Consider the following 23,007-nt stretch of genomic DNA (forward strand, 5'->3'; position numbering starts at 1 on the left):
AGTCAATGGACCCCATGAGCCGCCCATCCGCCTCCAAACTGTCCCGCGTGCTGTATGGCCTGCTCGCCTACGTGAGCCTGGGGATCGGCCTGGTGGCCATCGTGATCCCCGGCCTGCCCACCACCGAATTCATCCTGCTCGCCGCCTGGGCTGCTACCCGCAGCTCGCCACGCCTGAGCGCCTGGCTGGAAAACCACCGATTGTTCGGCCCGATCCTGCTCAACTGGCGCAACGGCAAGGTGATCCAGCGCCGTGCCAAGGTCAGCGCCACCCTCAGCATGCTGCTGTGCGCCGGCCTGATGCTGGTGTTTCTCGGCCCACGCTGGCCGGTGTTCCTCGCCATCGGCGGGATGACCCTTGGCAACCTGTGGATCTGGTCGCGCCCCGAGCGCTTGCGCGGCGCGCAAGGTTTGACCAATCCGCCCTGATGGTCTGCAATGGCCCTGCACCCGGAGGGCCGACCATGAATGACCTGCTTTACAGCATTACCCAAGCGCTGGGCTTGCCCGCAAGCGCAGCGCAACACCTGCACCTGCACGCTGCCGGCGCCCTGCCCTCGACCTTTGCAGTGACCGAACTGGCCAGCGCCAGCATCGGCGCCGCAGGCCTGGCGATCGCCCAGTTGCTCGCGGGGCAGACCGGCCTGCAGCCGGCCGTGCATGTCGACCGGCGGCTGAGCTCGATGTGGTTTGCCACCAGCATCCGGCCGCTGGGCTGGAGCCTGCCGCCGCTGTGGGACGCCGTGGCCGGTGACTACCCGACCCGCGATGGCTGGATCCGCCTGCACACCAATGCCGCCCACCACCGCGCCGCCGCCGAACAGGTGCTGGGCGTGGCGGCCGACCGCGAACAGATGGCGCGCAAGGTCGCGCAGTGGGACGCAGGTGCGCTGGAAAGTGCCGTGGTCCACGCCGGTGGCTGCGCCGCGCAGATGCGCAGCTGGCAACAGTGGTCGGCCCACCCCCAGGGCCTGGCGGTGAATGCCGAGCCGCTGGTACTGCGCCAGCAGCATGCGCCCCAGGCCCCCCAGGTGTGGACCGGTACTGCGGCGCGCCCGCTGGCCGGAGTCAAGGTGCTGGACCTGACCCGCATACTCGCCGGCCCCACGGCCAGCCGCCTGCTGGCCGGATTTGGCGCCGAGGTGCTGCGCCTCGACCCGCCAGGCTGGGACGAGCCTGCGGTGGTCGCCGAAGTCACCCTGGGCAAGCGCTGTGCACGCCTGGACCTGCGTTCGGCAGCGGACCGCGGGGTATTCGAGGGTTTGCTGGCACAGGCCGACATCCTGCTGCACGGCTACCGCGCCGATGCGCTGGAGCAGCTGGGCTATGGCGCGCACCAGCGCCGCGAGCTCAACCCGGGGCTGATCGATGTGAGCCTCAATGCCTATGGCTGGAGCGGCCCGTGGCAGCAACGGCGCGGTTTTGACAGCCTGGTGCAGATGAGCTGCGGCATCGCCCGCGAAGGCATGCGCTGGCAACAGGGCGAGCGTCCGGTGCCATTGCCGGTACAGGCGCTGGACCATGCCACCGGCTACCTGATGGCGGCCGCCGCGATCACTGCACTGGATACGCGCCTGCGCAGCGGCTGCGGCAGTTCGGCGCGCCTGTCACTGGCGCGCACGGCCAGGTTGCTGGTGGACCAGGGGACGCTGGTGGAGGATTTGCCGTTGGCGGCAGAGACCGCCCAGGACCGTGCCGAGCACCTGGAGCAGACGCCATGGGGGCCGGCGCAACGGATCAAGGCGCCGTTGCGGGTGGAGGGTACAGCGCTGGAGTGGGCGCGCGGGGCATGCGCGCTGGGATCGGCCAAGCCACAGTGGTGACACCTCTGGCCTCTTCGCTGGCAAGCCAGCTCCCACAGGTACATCACTGTCTTCAAGAACAGTGGAGAACCTGTGGGAGCTGGCTTGCCAGCGCAGAGGCCGGTACAGGCACCCACACTCAGAGGCTCAGTACCCCGCTGTACAGCCCGTACGCCGCCAGCCCCGCTCCCACCAGCACCGCCGCGAATATCAGCGTTTCCCACCCGCTAAACAACGCCAGGCCCTGCTCGCGCTTGGCCCGGTAGAACAGCAGCACCCCCGGCGCATACAGCAAGGCCGACAACAGCAGGTACTTGAGCCCGCCGGCGTACAGCAGCCACACCGCATACACCAGCGCCACCCCTGCCACCAGCAGGTCCTTGCGCCGCATCCCCGCGTGCCCGGCATAGGTCTCGCCACGCAGCGCCAGCAGAAACGCGTAGGCCGCCGACCACAGGTACGGCACCAGGATCATCGACGAGGCCAGGTAGATCAGGCTGGTATAGGTGCCGGCCGAAAACAGCGTGATCAGCAGGAACAGCTGGATCATGCCGTTGGTCATCCACAGCGCATTGGCCGGCACATGATTGGCGTTCTCGCGGGTCAGGAAGCGCGGCATGGTCTTGTCCCGTGCCGTGGCGAACAGAATCTCCGCACACAGCAGCGCCCACGACAGCAGCGCGCCCAGCAACGACACCGCCAACCCCAGGCTGATCAGCAACGCTCCCCAGGGCCCGACGATATGCTCCATCACCGAGGCCAGCGACGGGTTCTGCAGCCCGGCCAGCTCCGGCTGGGTCATCACCCCCAGTGACAGCACGTTGACCAGCACCAGCAGCGCCAGCACCCCGAGAAACCCGATCACCGTGGCCTTGCCCACGTCCGAACGCCTGGCCGCACGCCCCGAGTACACGCTGGCCCCCTCGATGCCGATGAACACGAACACCGTCACCAGCATCATGTTGCGCACCTGGTCGAGCACCCCGCCAAAGGTCGGATTGCTCCGCCCCCAGATATCACGGGTAAAGATATCGGCGCGAAAGGCGATGGCGGCAATCACGATGAACATCACCAGCGGCACGATCTTGGCCACGGTGGTGACCAGGTTGATGAACGCCGCCTCCTTGATGCCACGCAACACCAGAAAGTGCACTGCCCACAGCAGCAGCGAGGCACAGGCGATGGCGATCGGCGTATTGCCCTCGCCAAACACCGGAAAGTAGAAACCCAATGTGCTGAACAGCAGCACGAAGTAGCCGACGTTGCCCAGCCAGGCACTGATCCAGTAGCCCCAGGCCGAGGAAAAGCCCATGTACTCGCCAAACCCCGCCTTGGCATACGCGTACACCCCCGAATCCAGCTCGGGCTTGCGGTTGGCCAGGGTCTGGAACACGAAGGCCAGCGCGAGCATGCCGATCGCGGTGATCCCCCAGCCAATCAGTACCGCGCCGACATCCGCGCGCGCCGCCATGTTCTGTGGCAAGGAAAAGATCCCGCCCCCGATCATGGAACCCACCACCAGCGCGATCAGTGCGCCGAGGCGCAGTTTGTGTCCTGACTCGGCCATCCCAATCCCCTTTTCAGCGCACACTTGTAACCCCAGCCTTACACACTAGCCCAACTAATAAGTCTGTGCCGCACGTTTATAGTTAATTGCTTTCAAACACCAAACTTTCATAACAAGTCTGTCTATACACGACGAACTAAATGGTGAGTTTTGCGCACCCCTTCTACTTCATCAAGTAAATAAGAATTTTTCTCGGAAAAAATTTGCCAACCCCGTAAAAGCAGCTAGCGTCAATTCTCGCAACCTTTCAGAGCAGAAGCTCTAGAAGAGGCTGGAGGTGACAGCACGCAAGGCTCCTGCGATAGCAGCACAATATCGCGAGGCGGCTCTTTATGTCATTCACGCGACAATGGAATGTGCCCATGAACTGACCTGAATCAGCTCTTGTTCTGCTTGCTGGATTTATTCTGGCGTCTCTCTTCTCCTGGAATGGAGTTATCCAATGTCAGACTCTCCCGGAAAACTACGGCTGGGTGCGCTCGTTGCACTTGTGGTGGGTTCCATGATCGGTGGCGGGATCTTTTCGCTGCCGCAAAACATGGCCGCCAGCGCCGATGTCGGCGCCGTACTGATTGGCTGGGGTATCACCGCCATCGGCATGCTGACCCTGGCCTTCGTGTTCCAGACCCTGGCCAATCGCAAGCCCGACCTGGACGGCGGGGTATATGCCTACGCCAAGGCGGGTTTCGGCGACTACATGGGCTTTTCGTCGGCCTGGGGCTACTGGATCAGTGCCTGGCTGGGCAACGTCGGCTACTTCGTGCTGCTGTTCAGTACCCTGGGCTACTTCTTCCCGATCTTCGGTGAAGGCAACACCCCGGCGGCCATCATCGGTGCCTCGGTGCTGCTGTGGGGCGTGCACTTTCTGGTGCTGCGCGGCATCAAGGAAGCGGCCTTCATCAACCTGGTCACCACCGTGGCCAAGGTCGTGCCGCTGGCGCTGTTCATCCTGATCACCCTGTTCGCCTTCAAGCTGGACATCTTCACCGCCGACATCTGGGGCAGCATGAACCCGGACCTGGGCAGCGTGATGAACCAGGTGCGCAACATGATGCTGGTCACCGTGTGGGTGTTCATCGGCATCGAAGGCGCGAGCATCTTCTCGGCCCGCGCCGAAAAACGCTCGGACGTGGGCAAGGCCACCGTCATCGGCTTCATCACCGTGCTGCTGTTCCTGGTGCTGGTCAACGTGCTGTCGCTGGGCATCATGACCCAGCCGGAACTGGCCAAGCTGCAGAACCCGTCGATGGCCGCGGTGCTGGAGCACGTGGTGGGCCACTGGGGCGCTGTGCTGATCAGTGTGGGCCTGATCGTCTCGCTGCTGGGGGCACTGCTGTCGTGGGTGCTGCTGTGCGCGGAGATCATGTTCGCGGCGGCCAAGGACCACACCATGCCGGAGTTCCTGCGCCGCGAAAACGCCAACCACGTACCGGCCAACGCGCTGTGGCTGACCAACGCCATGGTGCAGATCTTCCTGGTGATCACGCTGTTTTCGGCCAGTACCTACCTCTCGCTGATCTACCTCGCCACCTCGATGATCCTGGTGCCCTACCTGTGGTCGGCGGCCTACGCGTTCCTGCTGGCGCTGCGCAGCGAAACCTATGAGCAGGCCCTGGCCGAGCGCAAGAAAGACCTGATCATCGGAGGCATCGCGCTGATCTACGCCCTCTGGCTGCTGTATGCCGGCGGCGTGAAGTACCTGCTGCTCTCGGCCCTGCTGTACGCGCCTGGGGTGATCCTGTTCGCCAAGGCCAAGCGTGAAATGGGCCAACCGATTTTTACCCACGTGGAGAAGCTGATCTTCGCCGCCGTGGTCATAGGCGCCCTGGTGGCTGCCTATGGCCTGTACGACGGTTTCCTGACCCTGTAACCCCCGTATTCGCAACTTGGAGGCAATGAACCATGTCCACGGATAAAGTTAAGTACGGCGTACATTCCGAAGCCGGCAAACTGCGCAAAGTGATGGTGTGCTCCCCGGGTCTTGCGCACCAGCGCCTGACCCCGAGCAACTGCGACGAGCTGCTGTTCGATGACGTCATCTGGGTCAACCAGGCCAAGCGCGACCACTTCGACTTCGTCACCAAGATGCGTGAGCGCGGTATCGAAGTGCTGGAGATGCACAACCTGCTGACCGAGACCATCCAGAACCCCGAAGCCCTGAAGTGGATCCTGGACCGCAAGATCACCCCCGACACCGTCGGCGTGGGCCTGACCAACGAAGTGCGCAGCTGGCTCGAAGGCCTGGAGCCGCGCAAGCTGGCGGAGTTCCTGATCGGCGGCGTGGCCGGTGAAGACCTGCCTGAAAGCGAAGGCGCCAGCGTGATCAAGATGTACCGCGACTACCTGGGCCACTCCAGCTTCCTGCTGCCACCGCTGCCCAACACCCAGTTCACCCGCGACACCACCTGCTGGATCTACGGTGGCGTGACGCTCAACCCGATGTACTGGCCGGCACGTCGCCAGGAAACCCTGCTGACCACCGCCATCTACAAGTTCCACCCCGCGTTCGCCAACGCCGACTTCGAGGTCTGGTACGGCGACCCCGACACCGAGCACGGCAATGCCACCCTGGAAGGCGGCGACGTGATGCCGATCGGCAACGGCGTGGTACTGATCGGCATGGGCGAGCGCACCTCGCGCCAGGCCATCGGCCAGTTGGCACAGTCGTTGTTCGCCAAGGGCGCAGTCGAGAAAGTGGTCGTGGCCGGCCTGCCGAAATCCCGCGCCGCGATGCACCTGGACACCGTGTTCAGCTTCTGCGACCGCGACCTGGTCACGGTCTTCCCCGAAGTGGTCAAGGAAATCGTGCCGTTCGTGATTCGCGCCGACAGCAGCAAGCCCTATGGCATGGACGTGCGCCGCGAGAACAAGTCGTTCCTCGACGTGGTCGCCGAATCGCTCAACCTCAAGCAACTGCGCGTGGTTGAAACCGGCGGCAACAGCTTCGCCGCCGAGCGCGAGCAGTGGGACGACGGCAACAACGTGGTGGCGCTGGAGCCGGGCGTGGTCATCGGCTACGACCGCAACACCTACACCAACACCCTGCTGCGCAAGGCCGGTGTCGAGGTGATCACCATCAGTGCCGGCGAACTGGGGCGCGGGCGTGGCGGCGGCCACTGCATGACCTGCCCGATCGTCCGCGACCCTATCGACTACTGAAACGACCATCACCCGGCCGCGCCCACAAGGCGCCGGCCGGGCCGATCACCGCACCCAAGGAGCATCCTCATGGCGTTCAACATTCACAACCGCAACCTGCTGAGCCTGGAACACCACACCCCGCGCGAGCTGCGCTACCTGCTGGACCTGTCCCGCGACCTGAAGCGCGCCAAGTACACCGGCACCGAGCAGCAGCACCTCAAGGGCAACAACATTGCGCTGATCTTCGAGAAAACCTCGACCCGCACCCGTTGCGCCTTCGAAGTGGCCGCCTATGACCAGGGCGCCAACGTCACCTACATCGACCCCAACTCCTCGCAGATCGGCCACAAGGAGAGCATGAAGGACACCGCCCGCGTGCTCGGGCGCATGTACGACGCCATCGAGTACCGAGGCTTCAAGCAGGAGATCGTCGAAGAGCTGGCCAAGTTCGCCGGCGTGCCGGTGTTCAACGGCCTGACCGACGAGTACCACCCCACCCAGATGATCGCCGACGTGCTGACCATGCGCGAGCATGCCGACAAGCCGATCCACGACATCAGCTACGCCTACCTGGGCGACGCGCGCAACAACATGGGCAACTCGCTGCTGCTGATCGGCGCCAAGCTGGGCATGGACGTGCGCATCTGCGCGCCCAAGGCGCTGTGGCCGCATGACGACCTGGTGGCACGCTGCAAGCAGTACGCAGAGGAAAGCGGTGCGCGCATCACCCTGACCGAAGACCCGAAAGCTGCGGTCAAGGGCGTCGACTTCATCCACACCGACGTGTGGGTCTCGATGGGCGAGCCGGTCGAAGCCTGGGGCGAACGCATCCAGCAACTGCTGCCCTACCAGGTCAACGCCGACCTGATGAAGGCCACCGGCAACCCGCGCACCAAGTTCATGCACTGCCTGCCGGCGTTCCACAACAGCGACACCAAGGTCGGCAAGCAGATTGCCGAACAGTACCCGCACCTGGCCAACGGCATCGAAGTGACCGATGACGTGTTCGAGTCGCCGGCGTGCATCGCCTTCGAGCAGGCGGAAAACCGCATGCACACGATCAAGGCGATCCTGGTGTCGACCCTGGCCGACCTGTAATCCCGACAGGCGCCGGCATGGCCGGCGCCTGTCTACACCAAAGGACATCATCATGCGTATCGTTGTTGCATTGGGCGGCAACGCCCTGCTGCGCCGTGGCGAACCGCTGACCGCGGACAATCAGCGCGCCAACATCCGCGTTGCCGCCGAGCAGATCGCCAAGATCCACCCCGGCAACGAGCTGGTCATTGCCCATGGCAACGGCCCCCAGGTCGGCCTGCTGTCGCTGCAGGCGCAATCCTACAAGCCCGAAGAAGCCTACCCGCTGGACGTGCTCGGTGCCGAAACCGAAGGCATGATCGGCTACATCATCGAGCAGGAGCTGGGCAACCTGCTGGACTTCGAGGTGCCCTTCGCCACCCTGCTCACCCAGGTTGAAGTGGACGCCAACGACCCAGCCTTCAAAGACCCGACCAAGTTCATCGGCCCGGTCTACAGCAAGGAAGAAGCCGAGCGTCTGGCCAAGGAAAAAGGCTGGGTGGTCAAGGCCGACGGCGACAAGTATCGCCGCGTGGTGGCCAGCCCCAAACCCAAGCGCATCTTCGAGATCCGCCCGATCAAATGGCTGCTGGAAAAGAGCAGTATCGTGATCTGTGCCGGGGGTGGCGGCATCCCGACCCTGTACGATGCCGACCGCAAGCTCAAAGGCGTCGAGGCGGTGATCGACAAGGACCTGTGCTCGGCGCTGCTGGCCGAACAGCTGGACGCCGACCTGCTGGTGATCGCCACCGATGTGAACGCGGCCTACGTCGACTTCAACACGCCGAGCCAGAAAGCCATCGCCCAGGCTCATCCGGACGAACTGGAGCGCCTGGGCTTCGCGGCCGGCTCCATGGGCCCGAAAGTACAGGCCGCGTGCGACTTTGCGCGCCACACCGGCAAGGTCGCGGTGATCGGCTCGCTGGCTGATATCGAAGAGATTGTAAAAGGTACGGCAGGCACGCGCGTGAGCACCGCCAAGCCAGGAATCGACTACCGTTGATGCAGTTTGGGCGGATCTGCAGGTCCGCCCGTTTCAACCTTCCAGAGGAGCCCGCCCATGGCCACTTTCACTCCCGGTCATTTGCACATCGAGCGCCATGCGCTGACCAAGGACGACCACAGCTACAACCTTTGCATCGACTACGAAGTCGTCCAGGACCCCAAGGAAGGGAAAGGCATGCAGTTCACCATGCATGGCTCGATCGAGGGCAAAGACCTCAAGGAGGTCTTCTTTCTGCCCAAGGATCAGGCGTTCGACTTTGCCCGCTCTGCTACGAACATTGCTCACAAGTACGGTATGCCCAAGACAGCCAGCATCGGTTCGATGCACAAGGTCTACGACCAGATGTTCGAGGATGTGCGCGCACAGCTCGACGTGAAGTCGGGTGACCCGGTCAAGCCCGAACACCTCGGCTAGCAGGGCTGGCCCCTTCGCTGGCAAGCCAGCTCCCACAGGGTTTTGCAAACACCACACAACCCTGTGGGAGCTGGCTTGCCAGCGAAGGGGCCAGATCAGCCGATAGCAGACCCGCGATTCGACCGCAAAGCACTCGCCAAGGCATACTTGCCACCCCGGCAAGCCAGAACCTCCCCCCATGCGTATCCACGTCAGCTTCATCGACCGCGTCGGCATCACCCAGGAAGTGCTGGCCCTGCTCGGCGCCCGTCACCTCAACCTGGACGCCGTGGAGATGGTGCCGCCCAACGTCTACATCGACGCCCCCACCCTGAGCCCCGACGTGCTCGAAGAACTCCACGACGCGCTGTTCAACGTGCACGGCGTGCAAAGCGTGAAAGTCGTCGACATCCTCCCCGGCCAGCGCCGCCACCTGCAGCTCGATGCCCTGCTCGCCGCCATGAGCGACCCGGTGCTGGCACTGGACGGCGCCGGCCACGTGCTGCTGGCCAACCCCGCGCTGATCGCGCTGTGCGGCCAGGAGCCGGAAGGTCGCTCGGTAGGTGAGCTGTTCGGTGATCCACAGTTGCTCGATGCGCTGATCGAGCAGGGCTTTCACCTGCCGCTGCGCGAGGTCACCCTCAATGGCCAGACCCTGCTGCTGGACGCCACCCCGATCACCAATGCCGGTGCCCTGCTGACCCTGTACCAGGCCAACCGCATCGGTGAACGCCTGTCGGCCCTGCACCATGACCACGCCGAAGGCTTCGACGCCCTGCTTGGCGACTCGCCGCCGATCCGTACCCTCAAGGCCCGTGCGCTGCGTGTCGCGGCCCTCGACGCGCCGCTGCTGATCCATGGCGAGACGGGCACCGGCAAGGAACTGGTGGCCCGCGCCTGCCACGCCATCAGCAGCCGCCACAGTGCGCCTTTCCTGGCATTGAACTGCGCGGCGTTGCCGGAGAACCTGGCCGAGAGTGAACTGTTCGGCTATGCCCCCGGCGCCTTCACCGGTGCGCAGCGCGGCGGCAAGCCGGGCCTGATGGAACTGGCCAACCAGGGCACGGTATTTCTCGATGAAATCGGCGAAATGTCGCCCTACCTGCAAGCCAAGCTGCTGCGTTTTCTCAATGACGGCAGTTTTCGCCGGGTGGGAGGCGATCGCGAGGTCAAGGTCAACGTGCGCATCCTCAGCGCCACCCACCGTGACCTGGAAAAAATGGTCGCCGAGGGCACCTTTCGCGAAGACCTGTTCTACCGCCTGAACGTGCTCAACCTGGAAGTGCCGCCGCTGCGCGAGCGTGGCCAGGACATCCTGATGCTGGCGCGTGCGTTCATGCAGCACGCCTGCACGCAGATCCAGCGCCCGCTGTGCCGGCTGGCGCCCGGTACCTACCCGGCGCTGCTGGGCAACCGCTGGCCAGGCAATGTGCGCCAGTTGCAGAACGTGATCTTTCGCGCGGCCGCCATCTGCGAGAGCAGCCTGGTGGACATCGGCGACCTGGACATCGCCGGTACGTCGGTGGCGCGTGAACACGATGGTGAAGTGGCCAGCCTGGAGCAGGCGGTGGAGGCGTTCGAGCGCAACCTGCTGGAAAAGCTCTATGTCAGTTACCCCTCCACTCGCCAACTGGCCAGCCGGCTGCAGACCTCCCACACCGCCATTGCTCATCGTTTGCGCAAGTACGGCATCCCCGACAAGGGCTGAAAGCGACCTCTAGCGTACTGAAAACGCTACAGCGTATCGATTTCGATACACGCCATTTTCACAGCTCAGGTGCAAGGTTTTGATCCCTGTGGGCTTTTTCAGCGCACACCAGGTGTAACGATTTCGCTACACACGGGTATCAAGATCGATTCAAGTATTATTTAAGAAATTGATTTATAAGAACTTTTATTAAATGGCCACGAAATTGCTAGGGAGATAGCAGATTCAGGCTTTGCCGCACGCGGCAAGCCGTCCCGCATCCCTGAGGAGTTTCCATGAGCGAGTTGCGTTTTACCGAAGATCACGAATGGCTGCGTGCCGAAGCCGATGGCAGCGTCACGGTCGGGATCACCGCCTTCGCCCAGAATGCGCTGGGTGACGTGGTGTATGTGCAACTGCCGGAACTGCAAACCTACGATGCCGGCGCCGAAGCGTCCACCGTCGAATCGGTAAAGGCCGCCAGCGGCGTGTACATGCCCCTGACCGGCGAGGTGGTAGCGGTCAACGAACTGCTGCAGGACAGCCCCGAGCGGGTCAACGAAGACCCGCTGGGCGAAGGCTGGTTCTTCCGTTTCATCCCGGCCGACGCCGGCGCGGTTGCGCAACTGCTCGACCAGGATGCCTACGACCGCCTGATCAAAGCCAACGCTGACGCCTGAGGAACCACCATGACCATCAACCTCGGCACTGCCAACCAATTCATCGCCCGCCATATCGGCCCACGCGAGGCGGACGAGCACGCGATGCTCGCCACCCTCGGCTTCGACTCGCTGGAGGCCATGAGCGCCGCCGTGATCCCCGACAGCATCAAGGGCACCAGTGTGCTGGGCCTGGGCGACGGGCAGAGCGAAGCCGATGCGCTGGCCTCGCTCAAGGCCATCGCCGGCAACAACCAGCTGTTCAAGAGCTTCATCGGCCAGGGTTACTACAACACCCACACGCCGGCGCCGATCCTGCGCAACCTGCTGGAAAACCCGGCCTGGTACACCGCCTACACCCCCTACCAGCCCGAGATCTCCCAGGGCCGCCTGGAAGCGCTGCTGAACTTTCAGACCCTGATCAGCGACCTCAGCGGCCTGCCGATCGCCAACGCCTCCCTGCTCGACGAAGCCACCGCCGCCGCCGAAGCCATGACCTTCTGCAAGCGCCTGAGCAAGAACAAGGGCAGCCACGCCTTCTTCGCCTCCGTGCATTGCCACCCGCAGACCCTCGACGTGCTGCGCACCCGCGCCGAGCCACTGGGTATCGAGGTGGTGGTGGGCGACGAGCGCGAACTGGGCGACGTCAGCACCTTCTTCGGCGCGCTGCTGCAATACCCGGCCAGCAACGGTGAGGTGTTCGACTACCGCGAACTGGTCGAACGCCTGCACGCCGCCAATGCCCTGGTGGCTGTGGCCGCCGATCTGCTGGCGCTGACCCTACTGACCCCGCCGGGCGAATTCGGCGCGGACGTGGCCATCGGCAGTGCGCAGCGTTTCGGCGTACCCCTGGGCTTTGGCGGCCCGCACGCGGCGTACTTCGCCACCCGTGACGCATTCAAGCGCGACATGCCCGGCCGCCTGGTCGGCGTATCGATCGACCGCTTCGGCAAGACCGCACTGCGCCTGGCCATGCAGACCCGCGAGCAGCATATCCGCCGCGAGAAGGCCACCAGCAACATCTGCACCGCGCAGGTACTGCTGGCCAACATCGCCAGCATGTACGCCGTATACCACGGCCCGCAGGGCCTCAAGCAGATCGCCCAGCGCACCCACCAGCTGACCGCGATCCTGGCCAGCGGCCTCAAGGCGCTGGGCGTCAGTGTGCAGACCGCCGCCTTCTTCGACACCCTGACCCTGGCCACCGGCAGCGCCACCGCCGCCCTGCATGAGCAGGCCCGCGCGCGCCAGCTCAACCTGCGCCATATCGACACCGCGCACCTGGGCCTGTCGCTGGACGAGACCAGCACCCCGGCCGATGTCGAGGCCCTGTGGCAGCTGTTCGCCAACGGCCAGGCCGTACCCGGCTTCAGCGCCCTGGCCGCCAGCACGCCTGCGCAGTTGCCGGCCGCCCTGCTGCGCCAGTCGGCGATTCTCGAGCACCCGGTGTTCAACCGCTACCACAGCGAAACCGAGCTGATGCGCTACCTGCGCAAACTGGCCGACAAGGACCTGGCGCTGGACCGCACCATGATCCCGCTGGGCTCGTGCACCATGAAGCTCAACGCCGCCAGCGAGATGATCCCGGTGACCTGGGCCGAGTTCGGCAACCTGCACCCGTTCGCACCAGCCGAACAGAGCCAGGGTTACCAGCAACTGACCGACGAGCTGCAAGCCATGCTGTGCGCGGCCACAGGCTACGACGCCGTGTCGCTGCAACCCAATGCCGGCTCCCAGGGCGAATACGCCGGCCTGCTGGCCATTCGTGCCTACCACCAGAGCCGTGACGACGCGCGCCGCGACATCTGCCTGATCCCCTCGTCGGCCCACGGCACCAACCCGGCCACCGCCCACATGGCCGGCATGCGCGTGGTGGTCACCGCCTGTGATGCGCGCGGCAACGTCGACATCGACGACCTGCGGGCCAAGGCCATCGAGCACCGCGAGCACCTGGCGGCCCTGATGATCACCTACCCCTCCACCCACGGCGTGTTCGAGGAAGCGATCGGCGAGATCTGCGCGATCATCCACGACAACGGCGGCCAGGTGTACATCGACGGCGCCAACATGAACGCCATGGTCGGCCTGTGCGCACCGGGCAAGTTCGGCGGCGACGTGTCGCACCTGAACCTGCACAAGACCTTCTGCATCCCGCATGGTGGCGGCGGCCCGGGCGTCGGCCCGATCGGCGTCAAGGCGCACCTGGCGCCGTTCCTGCCAGGCCATGCGCAGCTCGAGCAGAAGCAGGGCGCAGTGTGCGCAGCGCCGTTCGGCAGTGCCAGCATCCTGCCGATCACCTGGATGTACATTCGCATGATGGGTGGCGCCGGCCTCAAGCGTGCCTCGCAGATGGCGATCCTCAACGCCAACTACATCGCCCGTCGCCTGGAAGAGCACTATCCTGTGTTGTACACCGGCAGCAACGGTCTGGTAGCGCATGAGTGCATTCTCGACCTGCGCCCACTCAAGGACAGCAGCGGCATCAGCGTCGACGACGTGGCCAAGCGCCTGATCGACTTCGGTTTCCATGCACCGACCATGTCGTTCCCGGTGGCCGGCACCTTGATGATCGAGCCGACCGAGAGCGAGGCCAAGGAAGAACTGGACCGTTTCTGCAACGCCATGATCTGCATTCGCGAGGAGATTCGCGCGGTGGAAAACGGCAGCCTGGACAAGGACGACAACCCGCTCAAGAACGCCCCGCACACCGCCGCCGAACTGGCAGGCGAATGGACCCACGGCTATAGCCGGCAGCAGGCGGTGTACCCGCTGGCATCGCTGGTGGAGGCCAAGTACTGGCCGCCTGTGGGGCGTGTCGACAACGTGTTTGGCGATCGCAACCTGGTGTGCGCCTGCCCGTCGATCGAGAGCTATCAGGACGCCTGAGTCCGGCTCTCGGGCCCCTTCGCTGGCAAGCCAGCTCCCACAGGCTCACCTTGATCCTTGTGGGAGCTGGCTTGCCAGCGAAGCTTTTCATCTGATTCGAGGGTACGACCATGTCACTGAGCGTCTTCGACCTGTTCAAGATCGGCATCGGCCCCTCCAGTTCCCACACCGTCGGCCCGATGCGCGCCGCCGCGCGGTTCGCCGAGGGCCTGCGCCGCGACGACCTGCTGGCCAGCACCGCCAGCGTCAAGGTCGAGCTGTACGGCTCGCTCGGCGCCACCGGCAAGGGCCACGGCAGCGACAAGGCGGTGTTGCTCGGCCTCGAAGGCGAGCACCCCGACAGTGTCGACACCGACGCCATCCCGGCGCGCCTGCAGGCCATCCGCAGCAGCGGGCAGCTCGACCTGCTGGGCCAACACACCATCGGCTTCAACGAAAAACATCACCTGGCGATGATCCGCAAACCGCTGGCGTTCCACCCCAACGGCATGATCTTTCGCGCCTTCGACAGCGCCGGCCTGCAGGTGCGCAGCCGCGAGTACTATTCGGTGGGCGGCGGTTTCGTGGTCGACGAAGGCGCAGCCGGCGCCGACCGCATCGTCGAAGACAGCACCGTGCTGCCCTACCCCTTCAAGACCGCCAGGCAACTGCTCGGCCACTGCACCACGCACAGCCTGAGCATCAGCCAGGTGATGCTGGCCAACGAAGCCGCCTGGCGCCCGGAGGCCGAGACCCGCAGCGGCCTGCTGAAGATCTGGCAGGTGATGCAGGACTGCGTCGCGGCGGGCTGTCGCAACGAAGGCATCCTGCCCGGCGGGCTCAAGGTCAAGCGTCGCGCTGCCGCCCTCTACCGCCAGCTGTGCGCCAATCCCGAGGCCAGCCTGCGCGACGCGCTGTCGGTGCTGGACTGGGTCAACCTGTATGCCCTGGCGGTCAACGAAGAAAACGCCTACGGCGGACGCGTGGTCACCGCGCCCACCAATGGCGCGGCCGGCATCGTGCCGGCCGTGCTGCACTACTACATGCGCTTCATCACCGGTGCCAACGAGGACGGCGTGGTGCGCTTTCTGCTCACCGCCGCCGCCATCGGCATCCTGTACAAGGAAAACGCCTCGATTTCCGGCGCCGAAGTGGGCTGCCAGGGTGAGGTCGGGGTGGCCTGCTCAATGGCCGCCGGCGCCCTGTGCGAAGTCATGGGGGGCACCGTGCAGCAGGTGGAAAACGCCGCCGAGATCGGCATGGAACATAACCTGGGCCTGACCTGCGACCCGATCGGCGGGCTGGTGCAGGTGCCCTGTATCGAGCGCAATGCAATGGGTTCGGTCAAGGCGATCAATGCAGTGCGCATGGCCCTGCGCGGCGACGGCCAGCACTTCGTCTCGCTCGACAAGGTCATCCGCACCATGCGCCAGACCGGCGCCGACATGAAAAGCAAATACAAGGAGACCGCCCGCGGCGGTCTGGCCGTCAACATCATCGAGTGCTGACCACCTCAAGCCTCTACAAGGAGTCATCAATGACCACCGAAACACTGCTGCACACCCCGCTGCACGCCTTGCACCTGGAACTGGGCGCACGCATGGTTCCGTTCGCCGGCTACGACATGCCGGTGCAGTACCCGCTGGGGGTGATGAAGGAGCACCTGCACACCCGTGAGCAGGCCGGATTGTTCGATGTGTCGCACATGGGCCAGATTCGCCTGGTCGGTGCCGGCGCGGCAAAGGCCCTGGAAACCCTGGTACCGGTCGACATCATCGACCTGCCGGTGGGCATGCAGCGCTATGCGATGTTCACCAACGAACAGGGCGGCATCCTCGATGACCTGATGGTCGCCAACCTGGGCAACGACGAACTGTTCCTGGTGGTCAACGCCGCCTGCAAGGACCAGGACCTGGCCCACCTGCGCCAGCACATCGGCGCGCAATGCACGATCGAGCCGCTGTTCGAGGCACGTGCCCTGCTGGCACTGCAAGGCCCGGCGGCGGTCAAGGTGCTGGAGCGCCTGGCCCCCGACGTGGCCGGCATGACCTTCATGCAGTTCAAGCCGGTGCAACTGCTGGGCGCGGACTGCTACGTGAGCCGCTCGGGCTACACCGGTGAAGACGGCTTCGAGATCAGTGTGCCGAGCGCCAGTGCCGAGGCCCTTGCGCGTCGCCTGCTGGCAGAACCTGAAGTGGCCGCCATCGGCCTGGGGGCACGCGACTCGCTGCGCCTGGAGGCCGGCCTGTGCCTGTACGGGCATGACATGAACGCCAGTACCACCCCTGTCCAAGCCAGCCTGCTGTGGGCCATGTCCAAGGTACGTCGTGCCGATGGCACGCGTGCAGGTGGCTTCCCGGGTGCCGAGGCGATCTTCGCCGATCAGCAGCAAGGTGTTGCGCGCAAACGCGTCGGCCTGCTGCCGCAGGAGCGCACCCCGGTGCGTGAGGACGCCGAGATCGTCGACCAGGCTGGCAACACGATAGGCAAGGTGTGCAGCGGCGGGTTCGGGCCGACCCTGGGCGGCCCGGTGGCCATGGGGTATGTCGACACTGCCTTCAGTGCACTTGATACACCGGTGTGGGCGATCGTGCGGGGCAAGCGTGTGGCGATGCAAGTGAGCAAGATGCCATTCGTTGCACAACGCTACTATCGAGGTTGAAACAAAGTGTCATGACGCGTTCGGGATATTCGTTTTCGAACGCGTTTTACAACGTTCGAACAGTATCAGGACATGGCCTGCAAACACGCTCGGGGAAAACCGCGAAGCCCCGTCAACCGGAGCTCTGCGGGGCTTGTTTTTGCAATCGGAATGAGTGTAGATTCACTCCACTGTGTTTGCATGGGTCGCTATGGTTCGTGACCTGGGCAGTAGCGCTGAGTGTTGCTACAACCCGTTCGACGTCTCTTACTTTCCTGCAACCCAGCCCAGTACTCTTTCAATTGAAAGAAACTGTTATTAATTTTAAGTTCCAAAGGAAATAAGACAATGTCCCAACGTCAGAGCGGCACCGTCAAGTGGTTTAACGACGAGAAAGGTTTTGGTTTCATCACTCCAGAAAGCGGTCCGGATCTGTTCGTACACTTCCGCGCTATTCAGGGCAACGGCTTCAAGAGCCTGAAAGAAGGCCAGAAAGTGACCTTCGTTGCCGTGCAAGGCCAAAAAGGCATGCAGGCTGACGAAGTTCAAGCCGAAGGCTGATCTTCATCAACAAAAGAGCCCCTGCTGGCAACGGCAGGGGCTTTTTTGTGCGTGCAATTCCGTAGAATGGGCGCTTTGTCACCTGGAGCCTGAGCGCATGCCCAAGCAACTTCTACAACCGCAGGGCGAGTTCCCCGCGGCTGGCCTGGGCCGTCGCCTGGCCGCGATGTTCTATGACTTCCTGCTGTGCACCGCGCTGCTGATGGTAACCACCCTGGTGTACAAGATGGTGCAGATGGCGATCATCGGCCAGACGCGCATGCGCGCCTTGACCGAGGCCGGCGCGCTGGATGGCGACCCGCTGCTGTCGACGATCCTGTTGTTCATGCTGTTCGGCTTCTTCGCCAAGTTCTGGACCCATGGCGGGCAGACCCTGGGCATGCAGGTGTGGGGCATTCGGGTGCAGAACGCCGATGGCAGCGCGATCAGCCTGTGGCAGGCGCTGTTGCGCTTCGTGGTGTCGATTGCGTCGTGGTTGTGCCTGGGGGCGGGGTTCGTGTGGTCGCTGGTGGACAAGCAGAAGCGGGCCTGGCATGACATGTATTCAGAGACGCAGTTGGTGCGGATACCCAAGCGCAGCAAGTAGATCGGCGGCGCCCCTTTCGCTGGCGAGCCAGCTCCCACAGGGATATCAGTGACCTCAAGAGCACTGCTGTACCTGTGGGAGCTGGCTTGCCAGCGAAGGGGGCGGCACAGCCAGCCCAATAAAAAAGCCGACCCTGAGGTCGGCTTTTTGCTGTCCAGGGGTAAACGCTAGCCTGCCCTGCGCAGCAACCACACACCCGCCAGCGCACAGATCGCCGCCGGTATCACCACCGCCAGCAGCGGCGGGAAGCCGAACACCTGGCTCGACGGGCCCAGCAGGTCCTGGGCGATGCGGAACACGAAGCCCACCAGCACACCGGTGAACACCCGCTGCCCCAGCGTCACCGAACGCAGCGGACCAAAGATGAACGACACCGCCATCAACACCAGCGCCGCAGTGACCAACGGCTGCAGCACCTTGGTCCAGAACGCCAGCCAGTAACGCGCATTGTTCAAGCCCTGGTCGGACAGGTAGTGGATGTAGTCCCACAACCCGGTGATCGACAGCGACTCAGGTGCCAGCACCACGGTGCTCAGCAGTTGTGGGGTCAAGGCCACATCCCAGCGCTCTTCGGCGTTCTTGATGACCTCGGTGTGATCGCCACGGAAAAAGGTGGTGGTCACGTTCTTGAGTTCCCAGTGGTCGTCCTTGTACTGCGCACGACGCGCAAAACTGGAGGTCAACATGTGCCGCTCGTTGTCGAAGCGGTAGCGCGTCACACCCAGTAACAGGCCGTTGGGCTGCACGGTGTTGATGTGCACGAACTCGTCGCCCTGACGGTGCCACAGCCCACGCTTGGAACTCTGCGCCTCGCCTCCGCCCTGGGCCAGCGAACGATCGGCCTGGGCCTTGTTCTCGGTCAGCGGCGCCAGGTACTCGCCCATCAGCACACCGGCCAGCATCAGCACCAGCATCGGCTTCATCACCGCCCAGACGATACGCCCGATGGACACCCCGGCCGCGCGCATGATGGTCAGTTCGCTGTTGCTGGCCAGGCTGCCCAGGCCGATCAGGCAACCGATCAGCGCGGCCATCGGCAGCATGTCGTAGAGCCGGCGCGGTGCGGTCAGCACCACGAAGCTGGCAGCTTCGGCCAAGGTGTAGGTGTCGCTGATATCGCTCATCTCGTCGATGAAGGCGAACAGCGAGGCCAGGCCGAGGATGATCCCCAGCACGGCCAGGATGGCCATGAACACACTCATGCCGATGTAGCGGTCTAGCTTAGCCACGGGCCACCTCCGCACGACGGCTGGCACGTTTGAGGCGCAGCGGCTCCCAGTACATCAAGCCCAGGCCGATCAGCAGGAACAGCCCGTGCACCGGCCACAGCCCCAGGCCAATCGGCAACTTGCCTTTCTCCAGGGCGCCGCGAGCGGCAATCAGAATCGTCAGGTAAGCCATATACAGAAGGATCGCCGGCAGCAACTTGAGGAAACGGCCCTGGCGCGGGTTGACCCGCGACAGCGGCACCGCCATCAGGGTCACGATGAACACCAGCAGCGGCAGCGACATGCGCCACTGCAGCTCGGCACGTTCGCGCAATGCGGTGCTGCCCAGCAGTTCGGAGGTCGGGATGGCTTCACGCTCGGTGATTTCCTCGCTGACTTCAGGTTTGGGCAGCAGCACGCCATAGGTGTCGTACTTGATGGCGCGGTAGTCGGCCTGGCCCGGGTTGCCGTCGTAACGGTAGCCGTTCTCAAGGATCAGGTAGCGGTTGCCGTCGGCCTGCACTTCCTGGCGGCCCTTTTCGGCGACCAGCACGGAAATGCCGCGGTCCTTGCTCTTGTCCTGGGACAGGCGCTTCTCGGAGATGAACACCCCCGCCAGGTGCGCACGGTCGTCCGACAATTGTTCGGTGTAGGTCACCCGCGAGCCGTCGCGCAGGTTCTGAAAGCGGCCCGGCACCAGGGTGTCGAACTCGGTCAGTGCGTCCTGCTGGTTGATGATCTGCGCCACCTGGGTCACGCCCTGGGGCGCCAGGCTCAGGCTCAGCCAGGCCACCAGCACGGCGATCAGCGTGGCCGGGGCCATGGTCATGCCCAGCAGGCGCTGCTGGCTCATGCCGGTGGCAGAGAGCACGGTCATCTCGCTCTCGAGGTACAACCGCCCATAGGCCAGCAGGATGCCGAGGAACAGCCCCAGTGGCAGGATCAGTTGCAGGAAGCCCGGCAGGCGATAGCCCATGATCAGGAACAGTACGCCCGGATCGAGCATGCCCTGCGCCGCCTGGGCCAGGTATTTGATGAAGCGCCCGCTCATGATGATGACCAGCAGCACGGCGCTGACGGCACTCAAGGTCACCAGGACCTCGCGGGACAGATAACGGAAGACGATCAAACCAGACACTCCTGGGTTGTCAGGCTCGGACAGCCGAACAAGGAAAACGTTGCAACCACGATAGTTGCCGATTCGCCAATGGCGAAGGCGAACCCGGACAAAAGTGCGCGCATTATCCTGTGAATGACCGTGCCTGTCACTTGGCGCCGTGCAATGCTTCATCCCGGGGTTGTCAGCGCGCCCGCCGCAGGCTCAAACTGGGCGCTTTATGACTGGCGCACAACGGTGCCGCCAGGCCGCTTACAGCGCGTGCACAGACACCGCGCACTGACAGTTCATTCGGGGACCCTGACATGGAATTGGTTGTAAAAAAGCGTAGCCGCAGCATCCTTGAAAACCGCCACCCTGGTCCTTACCGTGGGTGAAGGTCGCACCCTGGGCGCCACCGCCAAGGCCATCGACGAAGCCAGCAACGGCGCGCTCAGCGCCGTCCTCAAGCGCGGCGACCTGGCCGGCAAGGTCGGCCAGACCCTGCTGCTGCAGGGCCTGCCAGGCGTGAAAGCCGAGCGCGTATTGCTGGTGGGCGTGGGCAAGGATGCACTGGGCGACCGCAGCTGGCGCAAAGTAGTTGCCAGCGTGCTCAACGTGCTCAAGGGCCTGGCCGGCAGCGACGCCGCACTGGCCCTGGGTGATGTTGCCGTGACCGGCCGCGATGCCCACTACGGCAAAGTCCGCCTGCTCGCCGAGAGCCTGCTCGATGGTCACTATGTATTCGATCATTACAAGAGCAAGAAGGCCGAGCCGATTGCCCTGAAGAAAATCACCCTGCTCGCCGACAAGGCCGGCCTGGCCGAGGTCGAGCGCGCCGTCAAGCACGCCACCGCGATTGCCAACGGCATGGGTTTCACCCGTGACCTGGGCAACCTGCCGCCGAACATCTGCCACCCCAGCTACCTGGCCGAACAGGCCAAGGCACTGGGCAAGGAGTTCAAGGGCCTCAAGGTCGAGGTGCACGACGAGAAGAAGATCAAGGACCTGGGCATGGGCGCGTTCTACGCCGTGGGTCAAGGCAGCGACCAGCCGCCACGCCTGATCGTGCTGAGCTACCAAGGCGCCGCCAAGAAGAGCGAGAAACCGTTCGTGCTGGTGGGCAAGGGCATCACCTTCGACACCGGCGGCATCAGCCTCAAGCCCGGCGCCGGCATGGATGAAATGAAATACGACATGGGCGGCGCGGCCAGCGTGTTCGGCACCCTGCGTGCCGTGCTCGAGCTGCAGTTGCCGATCAACCTGGTGTGCGTGCTGGCCTGTGCCGAGAACATGCCCAGCGGTGGCGCCAGCCGCCCGGGTGACATCGTCACCACCATGAGCGGGCAAACCGTCGAAATCCTCAACACCGACGCCGAAGGCCGCCTGGTGCTGTGCGATGCGCTGACCTACGTGGAACGCTTCAAGCCACAGGCAGTGATCGACATCGCCACCCTGACCGGCGCCTGCATCGTCGCCCTGGGCAGCCATACCTCGGGCCTGATGGGCAACAACGACGACCTGATCGGGCAACTGCTGGACGCCGGCAAGCGCGCCGACGACCGCGCCTGGCAACTGCCGCTGTTCGATGAGTACCAGGAGCAGCTCGACAGCCCGTTCGCCGACATCGCCAACATCGGCGGGCCGAAAGCCGGCAGCATCACCGCCGGCTGCTTCCTGTCGCGCTTTGCCAAGGCCTACAACTGGGCGCACCTGGACATCGCCGGTACGGCCTGGACCAGCGGCGGCAAGGACAAGGGCGCCACCGGCCGCCCGGTACCGCTGCTGACCCAGTACCTGCTCGATCGCGCCAACGCCTGAGGTGCTGCGCCGGCTACGCTTGAGGGCGTAACCGGCGGGCCTGCCCCCCGATGAGCAAAGTCGACTTCTATATTCTGCCCAGCCCCGCGCCCGACGCGCGGCTGGATTTCGCCTGCAAACTCTGCGAGAAGGCCTGGCGCCTGGGCCACCGGGTGTACCTGAACTGCAGCGACGCAGCCCAGCGCGACGCACTGGACGCACGCCTGTGGGCGTTCAAGGGCGAGGCCTTCGTACCGCACAGCACGGCCGAAGACGACCCCGACGCGGCGGTGGCCCTGGGCCTGGGTGATGACCCGGGCAGCCACCAGGACCTGCTGGTCAACCTGGACCTGAAGGTGCCTGCGTTCGCCGGGCGCTTTGCCCGCATCGCCGAGATCGTGGTCGAGGAGCCGGCGATTCGCGCGGCAGCGCGGGACAGTTTCCGTTTCTACCGCGAACAGGGCTATGCTCTGCAAGACCACCGTTTACAGCGACTCTGATGATGGACAAACCTGCCCCCATGCCCAAATCCGCGCATTTGCTGGACGACCTGGAATCGATTCGCCAGTTGCTGGGTGACGACTCCCTGGAGCCCCCCTTGCTGACCGACACCGTCGATGAGCAGATTCCGCTGCTGCTGGAACCTGCCGAGCCGGTGCCCGTGGCTGCACCTGCACCTGCCGCCGAGTCCGACCCGCAGGCGCGCCGCCAGGACACCCTGCTGCACCTGGACAGCGAGTTGCGTGCAGCCGCGCAACTGATCATGCAGGATGTGATCAACGACTTTACCCCGCATATCGAAAACGAGATCAAGCGGCGGCTGGATGCGCGGCTGGAGCGGTTGTTGAACCAGCATTCGTAATGAACCGGCGGGCCTTCGACCCGCTTCGCTGGCAAGCCAGCTCCCACAGGGTCCAGC

At 64.3% G+C, this 23,007-nt stretch carries 19 protein-coding genes and 1 pseudogene; 17 read left to right on the top strand and 3 right to left on the bottom strand.

Annotated features, from left to right (window positions below):
- The first annotated feature begins 14 nt into the window (after positions 1-14).
- Positions 15-428, top strand: coding sequence for a YbaN family protein (locus tag KUO17_RS09495; protein WP_217975252.1), 414 nt, complete (start codon positions 15-17; stop codon positions 426-428).
- A gap of 35 nt (positions 429-463) precedes the next feature.
- Positions 464-1,822, top strand: a complete 1,359-nt coding sequence (locus tag KUO17_RS09500; RefSeq protein ID WP_217975253.1) for a CoA transferase — start codon at positions 464-466, stop codon at positions 1,820-1,822.
- Between the two features lie 118 nt (positions 1,823-1,940).
- Here KUO17_RS09500 and arcD (KUO17_RS09505) read toward each other — a convergent pair whose 3' ends face one another.
- Positions 1,941-3,368 (bottom strand): arginine-ornithine antiporter, encoded by a 1,428-nt coding sequence (gene arcD / locus KUO17_RS09505; RefSeq protein WP_217975254.1) that lies wholly within the window; start codon positions 3,366-3,368, stop codon positions 1,941-1,943.
- A gap of 442 nt (positions 3,369-3,810) precedes the next feature.
- Here arcD (KUO17_RS09505) and arcD (KUO17_RS09510) point away from each other — a divergent pair, with 442 nt between their 5' ends.
- From arcD (KUO17_RS09510) to KUO17_RS09565, 12 genes are all read left to right on the top strand, one after another.
- Positions 3,811-5,238, top strand: coding sequence for an arginine-ornithine antiporter (gene arcD / locus KUO17_RS09510; protein ID WP_217975256.1), 1,428 nt, complete (start codon positions 3,811-3,813; stop codon positions 5,236-5,238).
- A 32-nt stretch (positions 5,239-5,270) separates the two neighbouring features.
- Positions 5,271-6,527, top strand: a complete 1,257-nt coding sequence (gene arcA / locus KUO17_RS09515) for an arginine deiminase (RefSeq protein WP_217975258.1) — start codon at positions 5,271-5,273, stop codon at positions 6,525-6,527.
- Between the two features lie 69 nt (positions 6,528-6,596).
- On the top strand, positions 6,597-7,607 hold the full coding sequence (locus tag KUO17_RS09520; RefSeq protein ID WP_217975259.1) for an ornithine carbamoyltransferase: 1,011 nt from the start codon (positions 6,597-6,599) through the stop codon (positions 7,605-7,607).
- A 52-nt stretch (positions 7,608-7,659) separates the two neighbouring features.
- Positions 7,660-8,589 carry a carbamate kinase gene (arcC, locus tag KUO17_RS09525; RefSeq protein ID WP_217975260.1) on the top strand — a complete coding sequence of 310 codons (930 nt, stop codon included), beginning with the start codon at positions 7,660-7,662 and terminating at the stop codon, positions 8,587-8,589.
- Between the two features lie 57 nt (positions 8,590-8,646).
- Positions 8,647-9,006 (top strand): DUF5064 family protein, encoded by a 360-nt coding sequence (locus tag KUO17_RS09530; protein ID WP_217975261.1) that lies wholly within the window; start codon positions 8,647-8,649, stop codon positions 9,004-9,006.
- 178 nt (positions 9,007-9,184) lie between these two features.
- A complete protein-coding gene (locus KUO17_RS09535; RefSeq protein WP_217975262.1) occupies positions 9,185-10,693 on the top strand; it encodes a sigma-54-dependent transcriptional regulator in 1,509 nt (502 codons plus the stop codon).
- A gap of 275 nt (positions 10,694-10,968) precedes the next feature.
- Entirely contained in the window at positions 10,969-11,352 is a 384-nt protein-coding gene (gene gcvH, locus KUO17_RS09540) for a glycine cleavage system protein GcvH (protein ID WP_217975263.1), read from the top strand.
- A gap of 9 nt (positions 11,353-11,361) precedes the next feature.
- Positions 11,362-14,217, top strand: a complete 2,856-nt coding sequence (gene gcvP / locus KUO17_RS09545; protein WP_217975264.1) for an aminomethyl-transferring glycine dehydrogenase — start codon at positions 11,362-11,364, stop codon at positions 14,215-14,217.
- Between the two features lie 110 nt (positions 14,218-14,327).
- On the top strand, positions 14,328-15,704 hold the full coding sequence (locus KUO17_RS09550; protein WP_217975265.1) for an L-serine ammonia-lyase: 1,377 nt from the start codon (positions 14,328-14,330) through the stop codon (positions 15,702-15,704).
- Between the two features lie 29 nt (positions 15,705-15,733).
- A complete protein-coding gene (gene gcvT / locus KUO17_RS09555) occupies positions 15,734-16,858 on the top strand; it encodes a glycine cleavage system aminomethyltransferase GcvT (protein ID WP_217975266.1) in 1,125 nt (374 codons plus the stop codon).
- A 327-nt stretch (positions 16,859-17,185) separates the two neighbouring features.
- Entirely contained in the window at positions 17,186-17,398 is a 213-nt protein-coding gene (locus tag KUO17_RS09560; RefSeq protein ID WP_007934683.1) for a cold-shock protein, read from the top strand.
- 97 nt (positions 17,399-17,495) lie between these two features.
- Positions 17,496-17,984 (top strand): RDD family protein, encoded by a 489-nt coding sequence (locus tag KUO17_RS09565; RefSeq protein WP_217975268.1) that lies wholly within the window; start codon positions 17,496-17,498, stop codon positions 17,982-17,984.
- 167 nt (positions 17,985-18,151) lie between these two features.
- On the opposite strand, the gene lptG is transcribed toward KUO17_RS09565, so the two are convergent.
- Entirely contained in the window at positions 18,152-19,213 is a 1,062-nt protein-coding gene (lptG, locus tag KUO17_RS09570) for an LPS export ABC transporter permease LptG (protein ID WP_217975270.1), read from the bottom strand.
- Positions 19,206-20,321: an LPS export ABC transporter permease LptF gene (gene lptF / locus KUO17_RS09575; protein ID WP_217975272.1), complete on the bottom strand. Its 1,116-nt coding sequence runs from the start codon at positions 20,319-20,321 to the stop codon at positions 19,206-19,208. Before lptF ends, lptG begins: the two co-directional genes overlap by 8 nt.
- 293 nt (positions 20,322-20,614) lie before the next feature.
- On the opposite strand from lptF, the pseudogene KUO17_RS09580 reads away from it, so the two are divergent.
- From KUO17_RS09580 to KUO17_RS09590, 3 genes and pseudogenes are all read left to right on the top strand, one after another.
- A pseudogene (locus tag KUO17_RS09580) lies at positions 20,615-22,109 on the top strand (leucyl aminopeptidase).
- 50 nt (positions 22,110-22,159) lie between these two features.
- Complete coding sequence (locus KUO17_RS09585) at positions 22,160-22,588, top strand: DNA polymerase III subunit chi (protein WP_217975274.1); 429 nt, start codon at positions 22,160-22,162, stop codon at positions 22,586-22,588.
- Positions 22,589-22,590: 2 nt separating this feature from the next.
- Positions 22,591-22,950 carry a DNA polymerase III subunit chi gene (locus KUO17_RS09590; RefSeq protein ID WP_217975276.1) on the top strand — a complete coding sequence of 120 codons (360 nt, stop codon included), beginning with the start codon at positions 22,591-22,593 and terminating at the stop codon, positions 22,948-22,950.
- Positions 22,951-23,007 lie beyond the last annotated feature (57 nt).

This window comes from Pseudomonas aegrilactucae (assembly GCF_019168305.1).
In the GTDB taxonomy this organism is placed as follows: domain Bacteria; phylum Pseudomonadota; class Gammaproteobacteria; order Pseudomonadales; family Pseudomonadaceae; genus Aquipseudomonas; species Aquipseudomonas aegrilactucae.